Genomic DNA, 17101 nt, shown 5'->3' on the forward strand with positions numbered 1-17101 from the left:
AGCCCTTTCAATCGGGTTCAGCCACGTTCAGGGGCGTTTCACAGGCGCCTCGATGCGCTTGCGAAACTGCTCCAGCAGTTCGGCATGGGTCATATCCGCCTCGATAGCGAGCCGGCGCAGCCCGAAATGCACATGCGCCATCTGCTGGTAATAACTGGTAAATGCGTAATTCGTCGCCGCCCCCGCCGCCGCGCCCAGCACCGGCACCGTCTGCGCCGCCAGTTTCTGCCCCAACACAACGCTCAGGCGCGGGGCGACCTTGGCAATCAGCGCCTGCATCGCCTTGCCCGTGACCGCGACGCGCGTGGTCAGAAATGCCAGATCCGCGCCGTCATCGTGATCGAGCGGGCCCGCCGCCGCAAAGACCTGCACGCAGTCAAAGCGCACACCCTCTTCGGCGGGATCGAACCCATATTCGCCCGCGACATCCTGAATGGCGCGCAGCAGGATCGTGGTGGTGATCGGCAATTCGGCCATCGCGCTTGGCAGCCCGCCAAAACCGCCTGCCGCGCCCATCGCCGTCGTCACCGCGCGGTTCAGCCAGCCGGGCTGCGTGCCAACCACTCCGCGCGAGCGGTGGGCCGCGCCCATCGCCATCTCGAGCGCCTGCGTCGTGCCGCTCTCCAGCCGGATGCGCACATCCTCCGGCAGCCGGTTAATCAGCGCCTCGGCGCGCCCGCCCACGACGTTCAGCACCTGAATGCCCAGATTGCCCGCACGCGCATGGCGCCGCGCTAACGCATCCAGCCGCGCGGCAACAGCCGCCTTGTCGATCGGGGGGTCAAGAAGATCCATCATCGGGTAAAGATCGGCGCAAACGCGGCGGGATTCAAGCGGCGCGCGTCACTTTCCCGGCAATTCCCGCCCAGGCGCCCGGCACCAGATCAAGGCCCAGCACACGGTCGGGGTTCGTCGGCGGGGGCATCTCGACAAGATCGAGCCGGTCAAAGCCAAAGCGCCCATAATATGGCGCATCGCCCACCAGCATCACCCGCTCCCACCCCCGCTCGCGCGCGGTGGCCAGCGAGCTGCGCATCAGATACGCGCCCAACCCTTCGCCCTGATGGGTCGGATGCACCGCGATGGGCCCCAGCAGCAGCGCGGTCGCCGCCCCGATGCGCACCGGCCAATAGCGTATCGCCCCGGCGAGGATATCCCCCTCGTCACGCGCCACCGCGCTGAGGCCGGGCACCGGCGGGATGCCCTCGCGCAGACGATAGGACGACAGCGCCTCGCGCCCCGGCGCAAAGCAAAGGTCGAGCAGTGCCTCGACCTCCCACCAGTCCGCCTCCGTCTCGGGCCTGAGTTCCACTGGCGCGCCGCTCCACTCACTTCGTTGAAGGCTTGGCTAGCATGACGCGCGGCGGGTCACAATTGCGCAGAAGCCCTTGGGGCAGGCGCGCCAGCCCTGCGGATACGCTGTACTTTTCATTCATCTCGCGCCGCCCTACATCTTGGCGCCAGAGCAGCAAAAGCATAGCGGCAGGAGAGCGACATGACAGGCAGAATGATCGGCGTGATCGGCGGCTCGGGCGTCTATGACATGGATGGGCTCGAAGGCGCCGAATGGCGCGAGGTCACCACCCCCTTTGGCGCGCCATCGGACCGCATCCTGACCGGCACATTGGACGGCATGCCCATGGCCTTCGTGCCCCGGCACGGGCGCGGCCATGTTCACACCCCCACATCGGTGCCCTACCGCGCCAATATCGACGCGCTGAAACGCCTTGGCGTCACGGATGTCGTCAGCGCCTCGGCCTGCGGCTCGTTCCGAGAGGAAATGGCACCGGGCGATTTCGTGGTCCTGGACCAATACATCGACCGCACCTTCGGACGCGAGAAATCCTTCTTTGGCCTGGGCTGCGCCGCGCATGTCAGCGTCGCGCAGCCGACATGCGCGCGCCTCGGCAGCGCCTGCGCAGATGCCGCCGAGGCGACCGGCAGCCGCGTGCATCGCGGCGGGACGTATCTGGCCATGGAAGGCCCGCAGTTCTCGACGCTGGCCGAATCAAAGCTCTACCGCGAGGTGTGGGGTTGCGACGTGATCGGCATGACCGGCATGCCCGAGGCCAAACTCGCCCGCGAGGCCGAGCTGTGCTACGCCTCTGTCGCGATGATCACCGATTACGACAGCTGGCATCCCGATCACGGCGAAGTGGATGTGACCGCCATCATCGCAACCCTCATAGGCAATGCGACGCGCGCCAAGGACATGCTGCGCGCGCTGCCCTCCTTTCTGGCGACGGATCAAGCGGGCAGCACCACGCCCTGCCCGCAAGGCTGCGACCGCGCGCTGGACCATGCGATCCTGACCGCGCCCGAGGCGCGCGACCCGGCGCTGGTGGAAAGGCTGGACGCGGTGGCGGGCCGTGTGCTGAATGGGGCGACCGAATGATCCTTTCAGGACAGGAGCCGCCCCATGTCCCTTGACCTCTGGCTAGCCTTCGTGGCCGCCTCGACCGCACTTTTGCTGATCCCAGGCCCAACCGTCCTTCTGGTGCTCAGCTATGCGCTGAGCAAAGGGCGCGGCGTCGCGCTGGCCTCGGCGGGGGGCGTGGCCCTTGGCGATCTGGTGGCGATGACGGCGTCGCTGCTGGGGCTGGGGGCGTTGGTGCTGGCCTCGGCCACGCTGTTTACCGCGTTGAAGTGGATCGGAGCACTCTACCTAGTCTGGCTTGGTATCCGGCTGATGCGCAGCGCGCCCCGCGCGGGTCTCGATCTGCCGCAAGGCGCGCAGGTGACCGGGCGCGGTGTTTTTTGGCACGCCGCCGCCGTGACGGCGCTCAACCCGAAATCCATTGCCTTCTTTATCGCCTTCGTGCCGCAGTTCGTGGTGCTGGAGGCGCCGCTCGCTACGCAGTTCGCAATCCTGATCGCCACCTTCGTGACGCTCGCTGCGCTCAACACGCTGGCCTATGCGCTGTTGGCGGACAGGATGCGCGCGCGTATCGGTCAGCCACGCGTCATTGCGTGGCTGACCCGCGCGGGCGGCGGCGCCCTCGTCGCGATGGGGCTGACGACCGCAGCGCTGCGGCGGGGCGCGGCATGAGCGAGGAGCAGAACAGCATGCCCGACGCATCCCTCCGCGCGCTCATCCGCACCATTCCCGACTTTCCCGAACCGGGGATCATGTTTCGGGATGTGACCACGCTTCTTGCCGATCCCTCGGGTTTTGCCCGCACTGTCGCGCTGATGGCTGCGCCGTGGGAGGGCAAGAGGATCGACAAGGTGATCGGGCTGGAGGCGCGCGGCTTCATCTTGGGTGGCGCGGTCGCTTGCAGGCTTGGCGCGGGTTTTGTTCCGGTGCGCAAGGCAGGCAAATTGCCCGGCGCGGTGATCCGTCAAGAGTATGCGCTGGAATATGGCACGGCGACGTTCGAGCTGCATGACGACGCCATAGAGCCGGGCGAGACGGTGCTGATCGTCGATGATCTATTGGCCACGGGCGGCACGGCCGAGGCCGGCATCGCCCTGCTGGAGCGTCTGGGTGCGCAGATCGCAGCCTGTAGTTTTGTCGTGGACCTGCCCGATCTAGGCGGACGCGCGCGGCTGACGGCGATGGGGATGGACGTGCGCACATTGGTGGCCTTTGACGGCGACTAGGCCAGCGTGCTTTCAAACCAACGCCCTGGAATAGAGCAGTAACCCCCAATCGCCCAATTCCTTGTGAAGCGTGGCCCAGAGGGCGCCCGCGCGGATCGGGTCCATGCCGCTGGCGACAGCGATCTGCCCGATGCTGCGCCGCCCGTCGATGGCCGCAATCAGGGAGGCTGCCTCGCGCGGCAGGCGCAGCACCGCGTCGATCCCGGCAAAGCTCAGCTTGGGCGCTGCGCCCCGCGCGATGGCCTGCGCCAAGGGGGCGGCCTCGATCCCCTTGAGATGCGGGATGGACGATGTCTTGCGTCCCGTGGGCGGCGCATGATGCGAGCCCTTGGGCAGGGCATAGGCGACATGGGTCTTGATCGTGCCACGCAGACGCTCGGCCACCACCATCTGCTGGGCCGGGTCCAGATGCTCGGGCATGGCCTGCCCCGCCGCGCCCATGATGCGCGACAGATCGTAGAGCGCGGGGATGGTAAAGCCGCCCAGCGCCCAGCCGCTCTGCGCCAGCACCTCAAGAAGCTCGGTCACGTCGAACGCGCGGTCCTGCGAATGCAGCAGCAGATCGTAAAAGCCCGCATCGCTGTCCTTGTGATCGCCCAGGTTGGGGTTGCGTGCAAAGGGATGCCCGCCGGGAAGCTGCGCCACCAGCGCGCGCGCCGCAGTCAGCCGCGCTTCGGGCGCCAGCCCCTCGAAAAGCGCGCCGAAGGCGGCCTGCAACGGATAGACGCCCGCGCGCCCATGCGGCGCATAGACCATGAAGCCAAGGCCACCACCCGCCTCGCACACCTCGGGCGCAAGCGCCGCGTGAAGCGCGGCAAACCCGGCCGCCGGATCAGCCAAGTGATGGAGCACGCCGCAGCAGTCGATGTAGTCGAAGGCCCCCAGATCGGGCGCATCCAGCAAGGAGCCCGTGACGAAGCGGATGCCGCCAAGTCCCCGTGCCTTGGCGCGCGCCTCGGCGATGCGGCGCGAGGCGGAGCTGAGGTCGACATATGTGATCTCATGGGGGCGCCGCATCTGGGTCATCATCTGCGCAAGCTGGATCAGCCCGTCCCCCGTGCCACCACCCGCGACAAGAACACGCAGGGGCCGCGACCAGTCGCGCGCGCCTGAAAAGAGAAAATGGTCGATCTCGAGCGGGTGCGAAGGCGAGCCGGTGATGAGCCTTTTGGCCTCGTCCGCCGGGTCGCGCGCGGGATAAGGATAGGCCTCGTATTGCGATTTGACCTGGCTCATGGTGGGCGCCCTCATGATGATGTATCGGGTATGGCCGATTTCGCGCATCCTGCAAAGGTTGCGCGCGCCGCAGGCTGTGGAATGAGTATTTCCAGAACAATGAAAGCCGGGGGTGGCGCCCCCTGCGGGATTGCTTGACCAAGGCGGCGGAGCGCGGCATCAGGGAGGCATGATACTCTACAAGATATTTCGCGCAGACGAGTGGACGGCCTTGCGCCGGGACGGCACCAGCGCGGGCGCGCCGGTGGATGTGGCCGATGGTTATGTGCACCTGTCGACGCCCGAGCAGGCGCCCGAGACGGCGGCCAAACATTTTGCCCAAGCGGATGGTCTCTTTCTGCTGGGCATAGAAGGCGACCGGCTGGGCGATGCGCTGAAGTGGGAGCCGTCGCGGGGCGGCGCCCTCTTTCCGCATCTCTACCGTGAATTGCGCCTGTCGGATGTGGCCTGGGCACAGCCCTTGCCGCTGAAGGATGGCGCGCACCAGTTTCCGGCAGGCGCCGAATGAGCGGGGCCGAGAGGATGGGCCTGGCCCTGTTGCGCCGCCTCGACCCCGAACGCGCGCATGGGCTGGCCCTGAGGGCGCTGCGCAGCGGGCTGGTGCCGCTGCCGGGCCGTGTGACATCGCCGCGCCTTGCCTGCGAGGTGGCGGGGTTGCGGCTGGACAATCCCGTCGGGCTGGCCGCGGGGTTTGACAAGAACACCGAGGCGCTGGCGCCGCTCGCACGCGCAGGCTTTGGCATGATCGAAGTGGGTGCGGTGACGCCGCGCGCACAGGTGGGCAATCCGCGTCCGCGCCTGTTTCGCCTGCCCGAGGACCGCGCCGTCATCAACCGGTTCGGCTTCAACAACCTTGGGATGGAGGCGGCGGCAGCGCGGCTGGCGCAGCGGCCCGAGCGCGCGGTGGTCGGCCTGAACCTTGGTGCCAACAAGGACAGCGACGACCGGGCCGAGGATTTTGCCCGCGTGCTGGCGCATTGCGGGCGTCATCTGGATTTTGCCACGGTAAACGTGTCTAGCCCCAATACCGAAAAGCTGCGCGATCTGCAGGGGGGCGCCGCGCTGCGTGCGCTTCTGGTCGGGGTCATGGAGGCGCGCAACTGGCTGGAGAAACCCATCCCCGTCTTTCTGAAAATCGCGCCGGACCTTGATGATGCGGCGCTGGGCGAAATTGCCGAGGTGGCGCGCAGCACGGGTTTGGCCGGGATCATCGCCACCAATACGACGCTTGACCGCTGTGGTCTGACCAGTGCGCATAGGGGCGAGGCCGGCGGGCTGTCGGGCGCGCCGCTCTTTGAGCGGTCGACCCGCGTTCTGGCCCGCCTCTCGCTGTTGACGGATGGTAAGATGCCCCTGATCGGCGTCGGCGGCGTGGCCTCGCCCGAGGATGCCTATGCCAAGATCCGCGCAGGCGCATCCGCCGTGCAGCTATATTCGGCGCTGGTCTACGAGGGGCTTGGCTTGGTGCCGCGCATCGCACGGGGGCTGGACCGATTGCTGGAGGCGGACGGTTTTGCCAATGTGGCCGAGGCCGTGGGGACGGGGCGCGCGGAATGGCTGTGATAACGCTTTGGCATAATCCACGCTGCTCAAAATCACGCGCGGCGCTCGCGCTTCTGGAGGCACGCGGCGCGCTGACCCTGCGCCGCTATCTGGAGGACGCCCCCAGCGAGGCAGAGTTGCGCGGCACACATGCACTTTTGGGCGGGCCAGTGATCGCCATGGTGCGCAGCGGCGAGGCCGCGTTCAAGGCGGCGGGGCTGACCAGTGACGCAAGCGATGATGCCCTTTTCGCCGCGATGGCCGCGCATCCGATCCTGATCGAGCGGCCCCTTGCCATGACGGACACGCGCGCCGTGCTCGGCCGCCCGCCCGAGGCGGTGCTGCGCCTTCTGGATATGTGAGGCCGCGATGATCGCACCCGTCGCCAGATGGATCGACGCCACGCTCTTTGATCTTGCGCGGCAGATGCGGTGGTCCTACCTGCCGCCGCTGATGGTCTATCTGGCTTACGGCGTCTCGACCATCACCGGCATTGTCGGCACGTTCTTCGTCAAGGAATACCTTGGCCTCTCAGCGGCCTTCCTCGCCGGGCTCGGCTTTTGGGCGGGGCTGCCTTGGGCGCTGAAGATGCCACTGGGGCACTTGGTGGACATCATCTGGCGATGGAAGGCATTGCTGGTCTGGCTGGGCGCCGCGCTGGCCGCGTGCAGCCTGAGCGTGATGTACCTGCTCGTCACCAGCCCTGAGGCGATGGCCACGATCATGCCGGTCGAGGCGTGGTTCGTCGGCGCGACGCTGCTGATGCCCTGCGGCCTCGTGCTTCAGGACGCGGTGGCCGATGCCATGTCGGTCGAGGCGGTGCCGACGCACGACGCCGCCGGCCAGCCGCTGGACGAGCATACGTCCCGCGCGCTTCACACCACGATGCAGACGCTGGGCCGCATCGCGTTGATCGGCGGGACGTTGATCGTGTCGGCGATCAACATTACCGTCTTTGCCGGGGTCGAGGATCTGCCGCAAGCGATGAAAGCGGATGTCTATGCGCGCATCTACGCCATCGCCATGATCGTGCCGGTCATCTCGGTTTCGGGGGTAATCTTGGCCGCGTGGCAGCGCCGCCGCGCCATCGCGCGCGCCGAGGCGCTGGGCCAGGATACCGCGCATCTGATCGCGCGTCCCGGCCCGCCGACGCAAGTGAACCCGTGGTATTTCATCGGCGGCGGTGCCTTCGTCGTGCTGTCGCTCGGGGTCGGATTGCTCAAGGTGCCTTTCGCCCAAGAGATCGTTTTTGCCGGATCAATGGCCATCGTGATCTTCTTGATGCGGCAATTGATGCAATCGCTGAGCCAGTCGCAAGCGCGGATGCTGGTGGGGACCGCGCTGATCGTCTTTGTCTTTCGCGCGGTGCCCCTGCCGGGGCCCGGTGCCACGTGGTTCGTGATCGACGGGCTCGGCTTTGATGCGCAGTTCCTGTCCGTGCTGGGGCTGATCGCGGCAGTTCTGACGCTGGTGGCGATGCTGGTCTTGCGGCCCTACATGGCCGAACGCCGCCTGACGCGTGTCTATCTGACGCTGACGATCATCTCGGGCATCCTGGTGCTGCCGAACATCGCGCTCTACTATGGCATCCAGAACATCACGGCGCCGCTGACCTTCGGCATTGTCGATGCGCGTTTCATCGCCGTGCTGGATACCGCCGCCGAAAGCCCGCTGAGCCAGATCGCCCTCATCCCGATGCTGGCGTGGATCGCGCGCAACGCGCCGGATAACCTCAAGGCGACGTTCTTTGCTGTCATGGCCTCATTCAGTAATCTCGCCCTGTCTGCCTCGGCGCTGGGGACGAAATACCTCAACGAGGTCTTTCTGGTCACGCGCGAGGTGACGGACCCGGAGACCGGCGACATTACCGTGCCTGCCGATTACAGCGAGCTGGGATTGCTTCTGATTACGGTGGGCGTGCTGACCGTGGCGCTGCCGCTGACGACGATCTGGCTGGTCCAGCGCTCGCGCATCCGCACCAGCGACTAAATCGCTCCGCCAAAAACCCGGATCACGGCCTTTGGCCGAGCGCGCTGCCCCATATAAAACGATGCGCGCACCTCGCCTTCAGCCTGCCGCCCGCTCCAGCGCGGGATAGCGCGCGCCCAGCGTCACGCCGCGCACCGCAAAGCTGATGAGAAGCGCGATCCAGAGGCCGTGATTGCCAAGAAGCGGCACAAGCGCCACGACCGAGGCGCCATAGACCAAGAGGGATAGCGCCATCATGTTGCGCATATCGCGCGTGCGGGTCGCGCCGATGAAAATGCCGTCCAGCATCCATGCCGCAGCGCCAAAAAGCGGCGCGGCCACCATATAGGGCAGATAGGTGCGCGCCGCCGCGCGCACCCCCTCGTCAGCGGCCAGCATGTCTATCGCAGGGCCGCCAAACAGCGCAAAGCACACCGCCAGAGCCGCGCCCGCCCCCAGACCCCATTCGCTGGTCAGGATCGACGCGCGCCGGACCGCGCCGCGTGCCCGCGCGCCCACGGCCTGACCCACCAGCGCCTCGGCGGCAAAGGCAAAGCCATCCATGATGTAGCTGCTGACATGCAAGAATTGCACCAGCACCTGATTGGCCGCCAGTGTCACATCGCCCAGATCGCTGCCCAGAAAGACAAAGGACAGTAGCACCAGTTCGAGCATGGCCGAGCGGAGCAGGATGTCGGTATTGACCGCGGCCATGCGGCGCAGCCGCGCCATATCGAAGACAAGCGCCCAGTTGCACCAGTCAGGCACGCGAAACGCATCGCGGCACAGGATGAACGCGGCGATCAGCCCCGCCCATTCCGCCACGAAACTTGCCCACGCCACCCCCTCGACGCCCCACCCGAGGCCCAGAACCAGCCAGAAATTCAGCGCGACGTTGAGCCCGTTCATCACAAGTTGGATAACAAGGACGGCCCCCGTCCGCTCCATCGCAATCAGCCATCCAGTCATGCCGAAAAGGGCGATCATGGCAGGCGCGCTCCAGACGCGGATACCCATGTAATCCTGCGCAAGGCGCTCGACCTCGGCGCTGGCCGGCGCAATGGCAAAGGCCCCGGCAAAGAGCGGCACATGGACCAGCAGCACCAGCGCCCCGCCAGCCCCCCCGATCAGCAGCGCGCGGGTCAGCATCGCGGCCACTTCGGCGCGATCGCCTGCGCCGCGCGCCTGCGCCGTCAGGCCACTGGTGCCCATGCGCAAAAACCCGAACATCCAATAGATCGCCGTCAGGATCACCGCGCCAATGCCCACGGCACCGATCGGCGCCGCCTCGCCCAACTGGCCGATCACGCCGGTATCAACGAGGCCGAGAAGCGGCACAGTGGCATTCGACAGCACGATGGGCCATGCAATGTGCATCACACGCCGATGCGTCAGCCGGATGTGAGCCGCGCCGATCATCGGCGCTGGCCGCCTGGCGCGCAGGAGGGCATGTGGCGGAAGGCAGGGCAGGTTGGCATCATGCCCTCTTATTGGCTCGGCAAACGTGACGTGCAAGCCCCCGTGGACGGGCGCACACACGGAAAAGTGACGCCGGGTTCGCCGCAGCGCACGGCGGCAGGTTGCATCTGACGCTGGGTATATTATCTCGCGGTACAAATGAAATAAGACGGACGCGCACCCATATGACAAGCGAGACAATGACCATCCGCGAAATGTGCGATACCTATGAGGTTACGCCGCGCACATTGCGATTTTACGAAGCGAAAGAGTTGCTTGCCCCCATCAGGCAGGGCCAGAAGCGTCTGTTCACCCGGCGCGACCGCGCCAGGCTCAAGCTGATCCTGCGCGGCAAGCGCTTTGGATTCTCGCTCGAGCAGATTCGTCAGCTGCTTGATCTCTATGACGCGGGCGATCAGCAATACAGCCAGATGCTGCGCACGCAGGAACTGGCGTCCGAGCGTCTGGAGGACATGATCCGCCAGCGCGCTGAGTTGGACAGTGCCATCGAGGATTTGCGCACCCAGATGGATTGGGTCGCCCGCATGGTGACCGAGCGCGAGGCAGCCCAGCACGCGGCCGAATAGGCAGAGCGCGCGAAGGGGGTGACGCGCGCTGCGGGCGCGGGCTATGGTGGCCGGGCGGATTGGCAGGCTGATCCGCGAATTCCGCCTGAACCGCGCCCCAAGGAGCCCGCCGATGCCCAAACGCTTTCGCATGACGCGGCGCTTTAACGTCGCGATGACCGAGGACGGCTATCGCCGTCTGCGCCGTCTTGCGCAGGAGGCTGGGCTGGACGAGGGCGAGGCGCTGTCATTCCTGTTCGAGAATTTCGACAGCGTGATCGACGAGGATACCTTCGGCCATCGCCTGCGCCTCTTCAATTCAGAACTCGACGCGCGCAAGCGCTGATCGGGGCGCCTGCGCCAAAGACCCTTGCCTTGACACCCCCGGCCCTCCGGTTCAGCGTCATGGCCGATGAGGGGCCCACGCCGGGCCAATGAAGAGGGATCCGCATGACACTTCAGCTTTACTGCATGGGCGAGTCCGGCAATGCCTACAAGGCGGCGCTTCCGCTCGCGCTCAGCGGACTCGACTGGAAGCCGGTCTATGTCGATTTCTTCAACGGCGAGACGCGCACCGAAGCCTTTCGCAATCTGAACCCGATGGGCGAGGTGCCGGTGCTGGTGGATGGCGATCAGGTGATCACGCAGTCGGGCATCATCCAGATGCATATCACGGACAAGTCTGGCAAATTCGGCGGCGCGACTGCCGCCGAGGCGCGCGATGTCATGCGCTGGGTGCTGTGGGACAATCACAAGCTGAGCAGTCAGGCCGGCATGACACGCTTCTTGATGAACTTCCTGCCCGCTGCCAAGCGGAACGCCGATGTGATCGCCTTTGCCCAAGGGCGGCTCAGCGCCGCCTACGCCGTACTGGACGCCCATCTGGCCGGGCGCGACTGGATCGTCGGAGAGGGTCCAACCCACGCCGATTTCAGCTGCTGCGGCTATCTGTTCTATCCCGAACCCTTCGGGTTCGAGCGCGCCGAGTGGCCCAGCATCGACCGCTGGCTGGCGCGGATCGAAGCATTGCCGGGTTGGAAGCATCCCTATGACTTGATGCCCGGTAGCCCCGCCGACCGCGCCTGAGCCGCCTCGCGATCAAGCTGTTGCACCGCGCGCGCCGCATCGTGGCCCCCAAGAAGCGGGTAGCGCGGCGCGCGGCCGCCCGCCTCAAGCAGGTCGCAGGCCGTTGCGGGGCAATGCAGCATCGCGCCGCCCCCGGCAAAGACGATCTGCTCGGCCGCGAAGGTAAGGGTCACGACCTCGGCCCCTTCAGCCGGAGGCGCGCGGTGGATGCCATGCGCGTCCACAAGGGCCCGCGCGGGCACCAGCGCAAAGGGATCGCCGGTCAACGCCTCGGCCACATCGCTTTCGATCAGGATGGGCTGGTCGGGTGCAACATGCATGACCTCGCGATTGCCCAGCGCGCCCGCTGGCACCTCGACTGGCCAGAGCGCGTGAGGGCAGGGGCCGCGGCCCGGCCAGGCAGGCTCGCTCAGGATCTCTTCGACGCGCTGCATCCCGGCATCAAAGGTGAGCACCAGATCGCCGGGCGCGACAGCCCGCACCGCGCGCCATCCCGACGGGCCAGCCACACGCACAGACCCCGCGAGTCCCGTCTGGCCGACGCCCGCGGCCACCTCCGGCGCAGCCTCCACGTCATTGCCGAGCCATCGAAACATCGCATCTTTCCCAAACGGCAGGGTTTTCAGAAACCAGAACGCACGCCCCCCCATGGACGGCCATGCGAGCGGCAAGGTTAACACGGTTTTTTCGGCACCTTGCAGTTCTTATGACGGCGCGCGCGCGGCATTGTGGCGCAATCGAGAACCATCATGGCCCAATGCGCGGATTATGCACGAGGCAGTGCGTTTGCTCAGGCGCCGAACCGGTATCCAAACCTGTCGATATCCTCGCCACAAAGCGATTCGACGAGGCGGCGCGTCCCGGCGCCGTAGTATTCAGCATAGTCCGCGCTGCGCTGCGAGGCATTGAGATGCGGCAGCGCCAGCTGGAAACCCAGATGATCCCACAGCGGCACAGCATCCTCGGCAAAGCGCTCCAGCCGGATAAAGAGGCAGCAGCGGTCCTGCCCCTTGGCCTGAACATACCGCCCGTAGGGGAAAGCCCGGATTGACGCCTGCATCTCGGGGAGCGCGAGGAAGTCGGCAAAGCCGTGGCCGTGCGCCGCCCGGACGGCGGGGTGATCGAATGATTGCACCCGCAGCCAGTGGTAATAGCTGACCAGCCGATCCCACGGGTTGCGGACAATGGTAAAGACAAAAGCCCGATGCATCCATTCAGGCGGCATGACGCCCTCGATGTCATCAAGGCTGGCGTGCTTCCACAGTGGGCCCTTTGCCCGCAGGCCTTTCAGGCGCCCGCGCCGCCGCAGCGCCTTGGGCGTGTCGCCGATCAGGATATCGCCGCACATGGCACGCCCCTCAAGTGCCGCGCTGAGCGAGGTGCCGCCCGTCTTGGGGATGTGAACAAAGATGTAGGCGCGGCCCGGCGATATGATCATGGCGCAAGATTAGAGCAGGCGCCCGTGCGGCCAAGAAAAAAGGTGGCCCACTGGGGACCACCTTGATCGATCATGACACTGATCTGAGAAGGGATGCTTCTAATGCTTTGCAGCAAAGTCATCCACTTGGCGCTCGGCTTCTTCTTTGCCGATGCCGTAGCGCTCTTGAATCTTGCCGACCAGCTTGTCGCGCTCGCCTGCGGCTTGTTGCACGTCGTCGTCCGTCAGCTTGCCCCAGTGCGTTTTCGCTTCGCCTGTGAGCTGCTTCCAGTTGCCCTTGATTGTGTCCCAGTTCATGTCTGAACTCCTCTTCGTTTGTAATCCTGTTCGGCGTGGTCCAGTCCTCGCCGCTTCTGGGTGAACAACGGAGCGGCGCGCGAATGGTTCCATGGGGTGCCAGCAGATTTTATACGAATTGCTCGCGCAGCAAACGCTCTTCGAGGCCGTGGCCCGGATCGAACAGAATGCGATGGCCAATGCTGGGTTCGGACCGGATCTCGACCCAGAGCACATTATCGACCGAGCGGGCGTCGGCGACAGCCATCACCGGGCGCTTTTCCGGCTCGCAGGTATCAAAACGCACGAGCGCGCCCTTGGGCAAGAGCGCCCCCCGCCAGCGCCGGGGGCGAAAGGCGGCCACGGCTGTGAGCGCCAGCACCTCGGCACCGATGGGCAGGATCGGCCCATGGGCGCTGTAGTTATAGGCGGTCGAGCCAGCAGGCGTCGACACCAGTGCGCCGTCGCAGACCAGCTCTTCGAGGCGCACGAGCCCATCGACCGAAATGCGCAGCTGCGCTGCCTGAGGCCCACCGCGCAAAAGCGACACCTCGTTGATGGCAAGCGCGTTGTGCAGCGTGCCATCGGCGGATTCCGCGCGCATCGAGAGGGGATTTATCACCTCCTCGCCCGCCGCCTCCAGCCGCTCCATCAGGTCGCCTTCGGTGTATTCATTCATCAAGAAACCGACGGTGCCCCGGTTCATTCCATAGACCGGCACGTCCAGACCTTGGGTCACATGCAACGTCGAGAGCATGAAGCCATCGCCGCCCAGCGCCACGATCACATCCGCCGCATCCGCAGGTGCGTCACCATATCGCGCCATCAGCGCCGCACGTGCCGCCTGTGCCATCGGCGCGCTGCTGGCCAGAAAGGCGATCCTGCGCGTCATGTAACCCGCCTTGTCATATTGGAAATTCCCTGTGCTGCGCCGCACCGGCAATGACATCACAGTTTGCGCCCCGCCGCCAGCACTGCCGCATCGCCACAGGAAATTGTCGCATTCCCTGCTTACAATAACGTAGTCTTTCGGCTACGCCATTCGTCAAAGCAATTTTACCCCAAGGAGCCTTCCGTATGTCAGACACCGGTTTCTTCACGCAATCGCTCTCAGAGCGCGACCCCGAGCTTTACGCGTCGATCACCGACGAGTTGGGCCGCCAGCGCAGCGAGATCGAGCTGATCGCCTCCGAGAACATCGTCTCGGCTGCCGTGATGGAGGCCCAAGGCTCTGTCATGACGAACAAATACGCCGAAGGCTATCCGGGCCGGCGCTATTACGGCGGCTGCCAGTTCGTCGACGTGGCCGAGAACCTGGCGATCGAACGGGCGTGCAAGCTGTTCAACTGCGGCTTTGCCAATGTGCAGCCCAACTCGGGCAGCCAGGCGAACCAGGGCGTCTTTACCGCGCTGCTCAAGCCGGGCGATACCATTCTGGGGATGAGCCTTGATGCGGGCGGCCACCTGACGCATGGCGCCGCACCCAACCAGTCGGGCAAGTGGTTCAATGCCGTGCAATACGGCGTGCGCCGCGACACGCTGGATGTCGACTATGACGAGATCGAGGCACTGGCCAAGGAGCATAAGCCCGCGATGATCATCGCGGGGGGCAGTGCGATCCCGCGCCATCTGGACTTCAAGCGCATCCGCGAGATCGCCGATATGGTCGGCGCCTACGTGCTGGCCGATGTCGCGCATTTCGCGGGCCTGATCGCCGCGGGCGCATACCCCTCGCCCTTCCCGCATGCGCATGTCGCCACCACGACCACGCACAAGACGCTGCGCGGCCCGCGCGGCGGCATGATCCTGACCGATGACGAGACGCTGGCCAAGAAGTTCAACAGTGCCATCTTCCCCGGTATTCAGGGCGGTCCGCTGATGCATGTGATCGCGGGCAAGGCAGTCGCCTTTGGCGAAGCGTTGCGCCCCGAATTCAAGGGCTACATCAGCCAGGTCATCACCAATGCGCAGGCGCTGGCCGATCAGTTGATGAAGGGTGGCCTCGATATCGTCACCGGCGGCACCGACACGCATGTGATGCTGGTCGATCTGCGGCCCAAGGGCGTCAAGGGCAATGTCGCCGATGCCGCGTTGGGCCGCGCCCATATCACCTGCAACAAGAACGGCGTGCCCTTCGACCCCGAAAAGCCGACCGTCACCAGCGGTCTGCGCCTTGGTAGCCCTGCGGGCACAACACGCGGCTTCAAGGAGGCCGAGTTCCGCCAGATCGGTGACTGGATCGTCGAGGTGGTGGACGGGCTGGCCGCGAATGGCCCCGATGGCAACGAAGAGGTCGAGGCCAAGGTACGCCGCGAGGTCGCACAGATGTGCGAGCGCTTCCCCCTCTATCCCAACCTTTGAGGCGAAACGCTTTAAATCGCCCGTCCTGATGCGGCGCCGCTGGACACCAGCGGCGCCGTTTTGCGTTTCAGCCGCCTCAGATCAGCCCGCGCCAGCGCAACACGATCAGGATAAGCAAGCCCAGCAGCATGAGGTTGCCGACCGCGCTGCCCGCAATCCCCAGCAGCCGGTCCTTGCGCCGCTCCTTCACGTCGATCCGGTCCAGCGGCGCGTTCAGCGCGGCGAATGCGGCGCTGACATCCGGGGCGCGCACGAGGCGGCGCAAACGGGGGTGCGCCATCATCTCCTGAAGCTCGACCAGACGGCGCCCGCCCTGCCGCGCCGTCTTGGGCAGGGCGCGCCCCGCGCTTCTCAACTGCCGCCGCAGCGTGCTCCCCCGCGCGCCGAGGCGCGTGCGCAGCTTCTCGGACGCGGCATCCACATCGCTCTGGAATTTTTGGGGATCGACCATGCCGCACTCCTTGCCCATGCGCGATCCTACAGCCGGCGCGCGGCAGCCTCAATGGCCCGGCGGCCCGCGGCGGGTCATGGGGCTGGAACACGGCCCGGCGCCGCGATATGCAGGCGTCATGTTGAACATCGTCGAACATGGCACCGCCACGGATGCCCCCGCCCTTCTGATCGCGCATGGCCTCTATGGCTCGGCCCGCAACTGGGGCGTGATCGCCAAACGCCTGGGCGAAGGCCGCCGCGTCATTGCCGTGGATATGCGCAATCACGGGATGAGCGACTGGCAGGACACGCACAGCTATCCCGACCTTGCCGCCGATCTGGCCGAGGTGATCGAAGCCGAGGATGGGCCGGTGGATGTGCTGGGCCACTCGATGGGCGGCAAGGCGGCGATGATGCTGGCGCTGACGCGCGGCAATCTGGTGAACCGCCTGATCGTGGCCGACATCGCGCCGGTGACCTATGACCACAGCCAGATGCCCTATATAGAGGCGATGAAGGCGGTGGACCTCTCCGGCATCGAGCGCCGCAGCGACGCCGCCCCCTTGCTGGAGGCCGAGGTGGACGATCCGGCGCTGGTGCCGTTCTTCCTGCAATCGCTGGATGTGGCCGAGCGGCGCTGGCGGCTGAACCTGGATGTGCTGGCGCGCGAGATGCCCCGCATCATGAGCTTTCCCGATGTGTCAGGGCAATTTGACGGCCCGGCGCTGTTCTTGTCGGGCGAGAAGTCGGATTACGTGCGCCCCGAGCACCGCGAGGTGATCAAGCCTCTCTTCCCAAACGCGCGCTTCATGACGCTGAAGGGGGCGGGCCATTGGCTTCATGCCGAGGAGCCACGGGCGTTTGTGGATGTGGCGGGGGGATGGTTGGAGCGGGTGTGATTCAACGCTTAGATGCAGCTTTTTGGCGCAGCAGCTTTAAGGTTCCGTTCCACTCGACAAGCTTCGTATCAATCATGTAGTCGAGGAAATGAACTGATTTATTCTGCTCGTGCTCGTGCGTTAATAAATGGCTTCTTCGCGGTTTGTGTGGGTGTGCGGGTCTCCGGTCAGTTCACGACCACACCAGATGTTGTGTCGTAGGGTGACGCGGGCAGGTGCTTGAGCCGACCGGCGAC

General features: G+C 65.7%; 21 protein-coding genes. 12 read left to right on the forward strand and 9 right to left on the reverse strand.

Translation table 11 applies throughout. The features are described from left to right. Window positions 1-27 precede the first annotated feature (27 nt). Entirely contained in the window at window positions 28-795 is a 768-nt protein-coding gene (locus V8352_RS15800) for an EcsC family protein (protein ID WP_336425286.1), read from the reverse strand. 34 nt (window positions 796-829) lie between these two features. Beyond that, window positions 830-1312, reverse strand: a complete 483-nt coding sequence (locus V8352_RS15805) for a GNAT family N-acetyltransferase (RefSeq protein WP_336425264.1) — start codon at window positions 1310-1312, stop codon at window positions 830-832. A gap of 183 nt (window positions 1313-1495) precedes the next feature. Here V8352_RS15805 and V8352_RS15810 point away from each other — a divergent pair, with 183 nt between their 5' ends. The 3 genes from V8352_RS15810 to V8352_RS15820 are packed head-to-tail and all read left to right on the forward strand — an operon-like array spanning window position 1496 to window position 3603. After that, the gene (locus V8352_RS15810; RefSeq protein WP_336425265.1) at window positions 1496-2395 is read left to right on the forward strand and encodes an S-methyl-5'-thioadenosine phosphorylase; all 900 of its coding nucleotides are present in this window, start codon (window positions 1496-1498) and stop codon (window positions 2393-2395) included. A 24-nt stretch (window positions 2396-2419) separates the two neighbouring features. Next, window positions 2420-3049 carry a LysE family translocator gene (locus V8352_RS15815; protein ID WP_336425266.1) on the forward strand — a complete coding sequence of 210 codons (630 nt, stop codon included), beginning with the start codon at window positions 2420-2422 and terminating at the stop codon, window positions 3047-3049. Between the two features lie 17 nt (window positions 3050-3066). Then, the gene (locus tag V8352_RS15820; RefSeq protein WP_336425267.1) at window positions 3067-3603 is read left to right on the forward strand and encodes an adenine phosphoribosyltransferase; all 537 of its coding nucleotides are present in this window, start codon (window positions 3067-3069) and stop codon (window positions 3601-3603) included. Window positions 3604-3615: 12 nt separating this feature from the next. Here the strand turns inward: V8352_RS15820 and V8352_RS15825 are convergent, their stop codons facing one another. Next, complete coding sequence (locus tag V8352_RS15825; protein ID WP_336425268.1) at window positions 3616-4839, reverse strand: class I SAM-dependent methyltransferase; 1224 nt, start codon at window positions 4837-4839, stop codon at window positions 3616-3618. A 169-nt stretch (window positions 4840-5008) separates the two neighbouring features. Between V8352_RS15825 and V8352_RS15830 the strand changes: the two genes are divergently transcribed. The 4 genes from V8352_RS15830 to V8352_RS15845 are packed head-to-tail and all read left to right on the forward strand — an operon-like array spanning window position 5009 to window position 8370. Then, the gene (locus V8352_RS15830) at window positions 5009-5347 is read left to right on the forward strand and encodes a DUF952 domain-containing protein (protein ID WP_336425269.1); all 339 of its coding nucleotides are present in this window, start codon (window positions 5009-5011) and stop codon (window positions 5345-5347) included. Further along, window positions 5344-6402, forward strand: a complete 1059-nt coding sequence (locus V8352_RS15835; protein ID WP_336425270.1) for a quinone-dependent dihydroorotate dehydrogenase — start codon at window positions 5344-5346, stop codon at window positions 6400-6402. Before V8352_RS15830 ends, V8352_RS15835 begins: the two co-directional genes overlap by 4 nt. Further along, window positions 6393-6743, forward strand: coding sequence for an arsenate reductase (glutaredoxin) (gene arsC, locus V8352_RS15840; RefSeq protein ID WP_336425271.1), 351 nt, complete (start codon window positions 6393-6395; stop codon window positions 6741-6743). Before V8352_RS15835 ends, arsC begins: the two co-directional genes overlap by 10 nt. Before the next feature lie 7 nt (window positions 6744-6750). Then, the gene (locus V8352_RS15845; protein ID WP_336425272.1) at window positions 6751-8370 is read left to right on the forward strand and encodes a hypothetical protein; all 1620 of its coding nucleotides are present in this window, start codon (window positions 6751-6753) and stop codon (window positions 8368-8370) included. A gap of 78 nt (window positions 8371-8448) precedes the next feature. Here V8352_RS15845 and V8352_RS15850 read toward each other — a convergent pair whose 3' ends face one another. Then, window positions 8449-9768 (reverse strand): MATE family efflux transporter, encoded by a 1320-nt coding sequence (locus V8352_RS15850; RefSeq protein WP_336425273.1) that lies wholly within the window; start codon window positions 9766-9768, stop codon window positions 8449-8451. Window positions 9769-9992: 224 nt separating this feature from the next. Between V8352_RS15850 and V8352_RS15855 the strand changes: the two genes are divergently transcribed. The 3 genes from V8352_RS15855 to V8352_RS15865 all read left to right on the forward strand — a co-directional run bounded on the left by V8352_RS15855 (window position 9993) and on the right by V8352_RS15865 (window position 11459). Further along, complete coding sequence (locus tag V8352_RS15855; protein ID WP_336425274.1) at window positions 9993-10394, forward strand: MerR family transcriptional regulator; 402 nt, start codon at window positions 9993-9995, stop codon at window positions 10392-10394. A gap of 112 nt (window positions 10395-10506) precedes the next feature. Continuing rightward, window positions 10507-10719 carry a hypothetical protein gene (locus tag V8352_RS15860; protein WP_336425275.1) on the forward strand — a complete coding sequence of 71 codons (213 nt, stop codon included), beginning with the start codon at window positions 10507-10509 and terminating at the stop codon, window positions 10717-10719. A gap of 104 nt (window positions 10720-10823) precedes the next feature. Beyond that, window positions 10824-11459, forward strand: a complete 636-nt coding sequence (locus V8352_RS15865; protein ID WP_336425276.1) for a glutathione S-transferase family protein — start codon at window positions 10824-10826, stop codon at window positions 11457-11459. Here the strand turns inward: V8352_RS15865 and V8352_RS15870 are convergent. From V8352_RS15870 to V8352_RS15885, 4 genes are all read right to left on the reverse strand, one after another. Further along, window positions 11420-12055, reverse strand: a complete 636-nt coding sequence (locus V8352_RS15870; protein ID WP_336425277.1) for a Hint domain-containing protein — start codon at window positions 12053-12055, stop codon at window positions 11420-11422. The genes V8352_RS15865 and V8352_RS15870 overlap by 40 nt on opposite strands. A gap of 194 nt (window positions 12056-12249) precedes the next feature. Further along, on the reverse strand, window positions 12250-12897 hold the full coding sequence (locus V8352_RS15875) for a sulfotransferase family 2 domain-containing protein (protein ID WP_336425278.1): 648 nt from the start codon (window positions 12895-12897) through the stop codon (window positions 12250-12252). 99 nt (window positions 12898-12996) lie between these two features. Next, window positions 12997-13194, reverse strand: coding sequence for a CsbD family protein (locus tag V8352_RS15880; RefSeq protein WP_336425279.1), 198 nt, complete (start codon window positions 13192-13194; stop codon window positions 12997-12999). A gap of 109 nt (window positions 13195-13303) precedes the next feature. Continuing rightward, entirely contained in the window at window positions 13304-14065 is a 762-nt protein-coding gene (locus V8352_RS15885; protein ID WP_336425280.1) for an NAD kinase, read from the reverse strand. 185 nt (window positions 14066-14250) lie between these two features. Here V8352_RS15885 and glyA point away from each other — a divergent pair, with 185 nt between their 5' ends. Then, entirely contained in the window at window positions 14251-15534 is a 1284-nt protein-coding gene (gene glyA, locus V8352_RS15890) for a serine hydroxymethyltransferase (protein ID WP_336425281.1), read from the forward strand. Between the two features lie 76 nt (window positions 15535-15610). Here the strand turns inward: glyA and V8352_RS15895 are convergent, their stop codons facing one another. Then, window positions 15611-15985, reverse strand: coding sequence for a hypothetical protein (locus V8352_RS15895; RefSeq protein ID WP_336425282.1), 375 nt, complete (start codon window positions 15983-15985; stop codon window positions 15611-15613). A gap of 118 nt (window positions 15986-16103) precedes the next feature. On the opposite strand from V8352_RS15895, the gene V8352_RS15900 reads away from it, so the two are divergent. Continuing rightward, entirely contained in the window at window positions 16104-16865 is a 762-nt protein-coding gene (locus V8352_RS15900) for an alpha/beta fold hydrolase (RefSeq protein ID WP_336425287.1), read from the forward strand. Window positions 16866-17101 lie beyond the last annotated feature (236 nt).

Origin of the sequence: Roseovarius sp. D0-M9 (assembly GCF_037083805.1) — a bacterium.
Classification (GTDB): Bacteria; Pseudomonadota; Alphaproteobacteria; order Rhodobacterales; family Rhodobacteraceae; genus Roseovarius.

Excerpts from the sequence above, each read along its gene's own strand:
- V8352_RS15885 (WP_336425280.1), bottom strand. The coding sequence starts at position 14,065 with ATGACGCGCAGGATCGCCTTTCTGGCCAGCAGCGCGCCGATGGCACAG.
- V8352_RS15835 (WP_336425270.1), top strand. The coding sequence starts at position 5,344 with ATGAGCGGGGCCGAGAGGATGGGCCTGGCCCTGTTGCGCCGCCTCGAC.
- V8352_RS15860 (WP_336425275.1), top strand. The coding sequence starts at position 10,507 with ATGCCCAAACGCTTTCGCATGACGCGGCGCTTTAACGTCGCGATGACC.
- V8352_RS15850 (WP_336425273.1), bottom strand. The coding sequence starts at position 9,768 with ATGATCGGCGCGGCTCACATCCGGCTGACGCATCGGCGTGTGATGCAC.
- V8352_RS15825 (WP_336425268.1), bottom strand. The coding sequence starts at position 4,839 with ATGAGCCAGGTCAAATCGCAATACGAGGCCTATCCTTATCCCGCGCGC.
- V8352_RS15820 (WP_336425267.1), top strand. The coding sequence starts at position 3,067 with ATGCCCGACGCATCCCTCCGCGCGCTCATCCGCACCATTCCCGACTTT.
- arsC (WP_336425271.1), top strand. The coding sequence starts at position 6,393 with ATGGCTGTGATAACGCTTTGGCATAATCCACGCTGCTCAAAATCACGC.
- V8352_RS15855 (WP_336425274.1), top strand. The coding sequence starts at position 9,993 with ATGACAAGCGAGACAATGACCATCCGCGAAATGTGCGATACCTATGAG.
- V8352_RS15895 (WP_336425282.1), bottom strand. The coding sequence starts at position 15,985 with ATGGTCGATCCCCAAAAATTCCAGAGCGATGTGGATGCCGCGTCCGAG.
- V8352_RS15800 (WP_336425286.1), bottom strand. The coding sequence starts at position 795 with ATGGATCTTCTTGACCCCCCGATCGACAAGGCGGCTGTTGCCGCGCGG.
- V8352_RS15830 (WP_336425269.1), top strand. The coding sequence starts at position 5,009 with ATGATACTCTACAAGATATTTCGCGCAGACGAGTGGACGGCCTTGCGC.
- V8352_RS15870 (WP_336425277.1), bottom strand. The coding sequence starts at position 12,055 with ATGTTTCGATGGCTCGGCAATGACGTGGAGGCTGCGCCGGAGGTGGCC.
- V8352_RS15815 (WP_336425266.1), top strand. The coding sequence starts at position 2,420 with ATGTCCCTTGACCTCTGGCTAGCCTTCGTGGCCGCCTCGACCGCACTT.
- V8352_RS15875 (WP_336425278.1), bottom strand. The coding sequence starts at position 12,897 with ATGATCATATCGCCGGGCCGCGCCTACATCTTTGTTCACATCCCCAAG.
- V8352_RS15900 (WP_336425287.1), top strand. The coding sequence starts at position 16,104 with ATGTTGAACATCGTCGAACATGGCACCGCCACGGATGCCCCCGCCCTT.
- V8352_RS15880 (WP_336425279.1), bottom strand. The coding sequence starts at position 13,194 with ATGAACTGGGACACAATCAAGGGCAACTGGAAGCAGCTCACAGGCGAA.
- V8352_RS15865 (WP_336425276.1), top strand. The coding sequence starts at position 10,824 with ATGACACTTCAGCTTTACTGCATGGGCGAGTCCGGCAATGCCTACAAG.
- V8352_RS15845 (WP_336425272.1), top strand. The coding sequence starts at position 6,751 with ATGATCGCACCCGTCGCCAGATGGATCGACGCCACGCTCTTTGATCTT.
- glyA (WP_336425281.1), top strand. The coding sequence starts at position 14,251 with ATGTCAGACACCGGTTTCTTCACGCAATCGCTCTCAGAGCGCGACCCC.
- V8352_RS15810 (WP_336425265.1), top strand. The coding sequence starts at position 1,496 with ATGACAGGCAGAATGATCGGCGTGATCGGCGGCTCGGGCGTCTATGAC.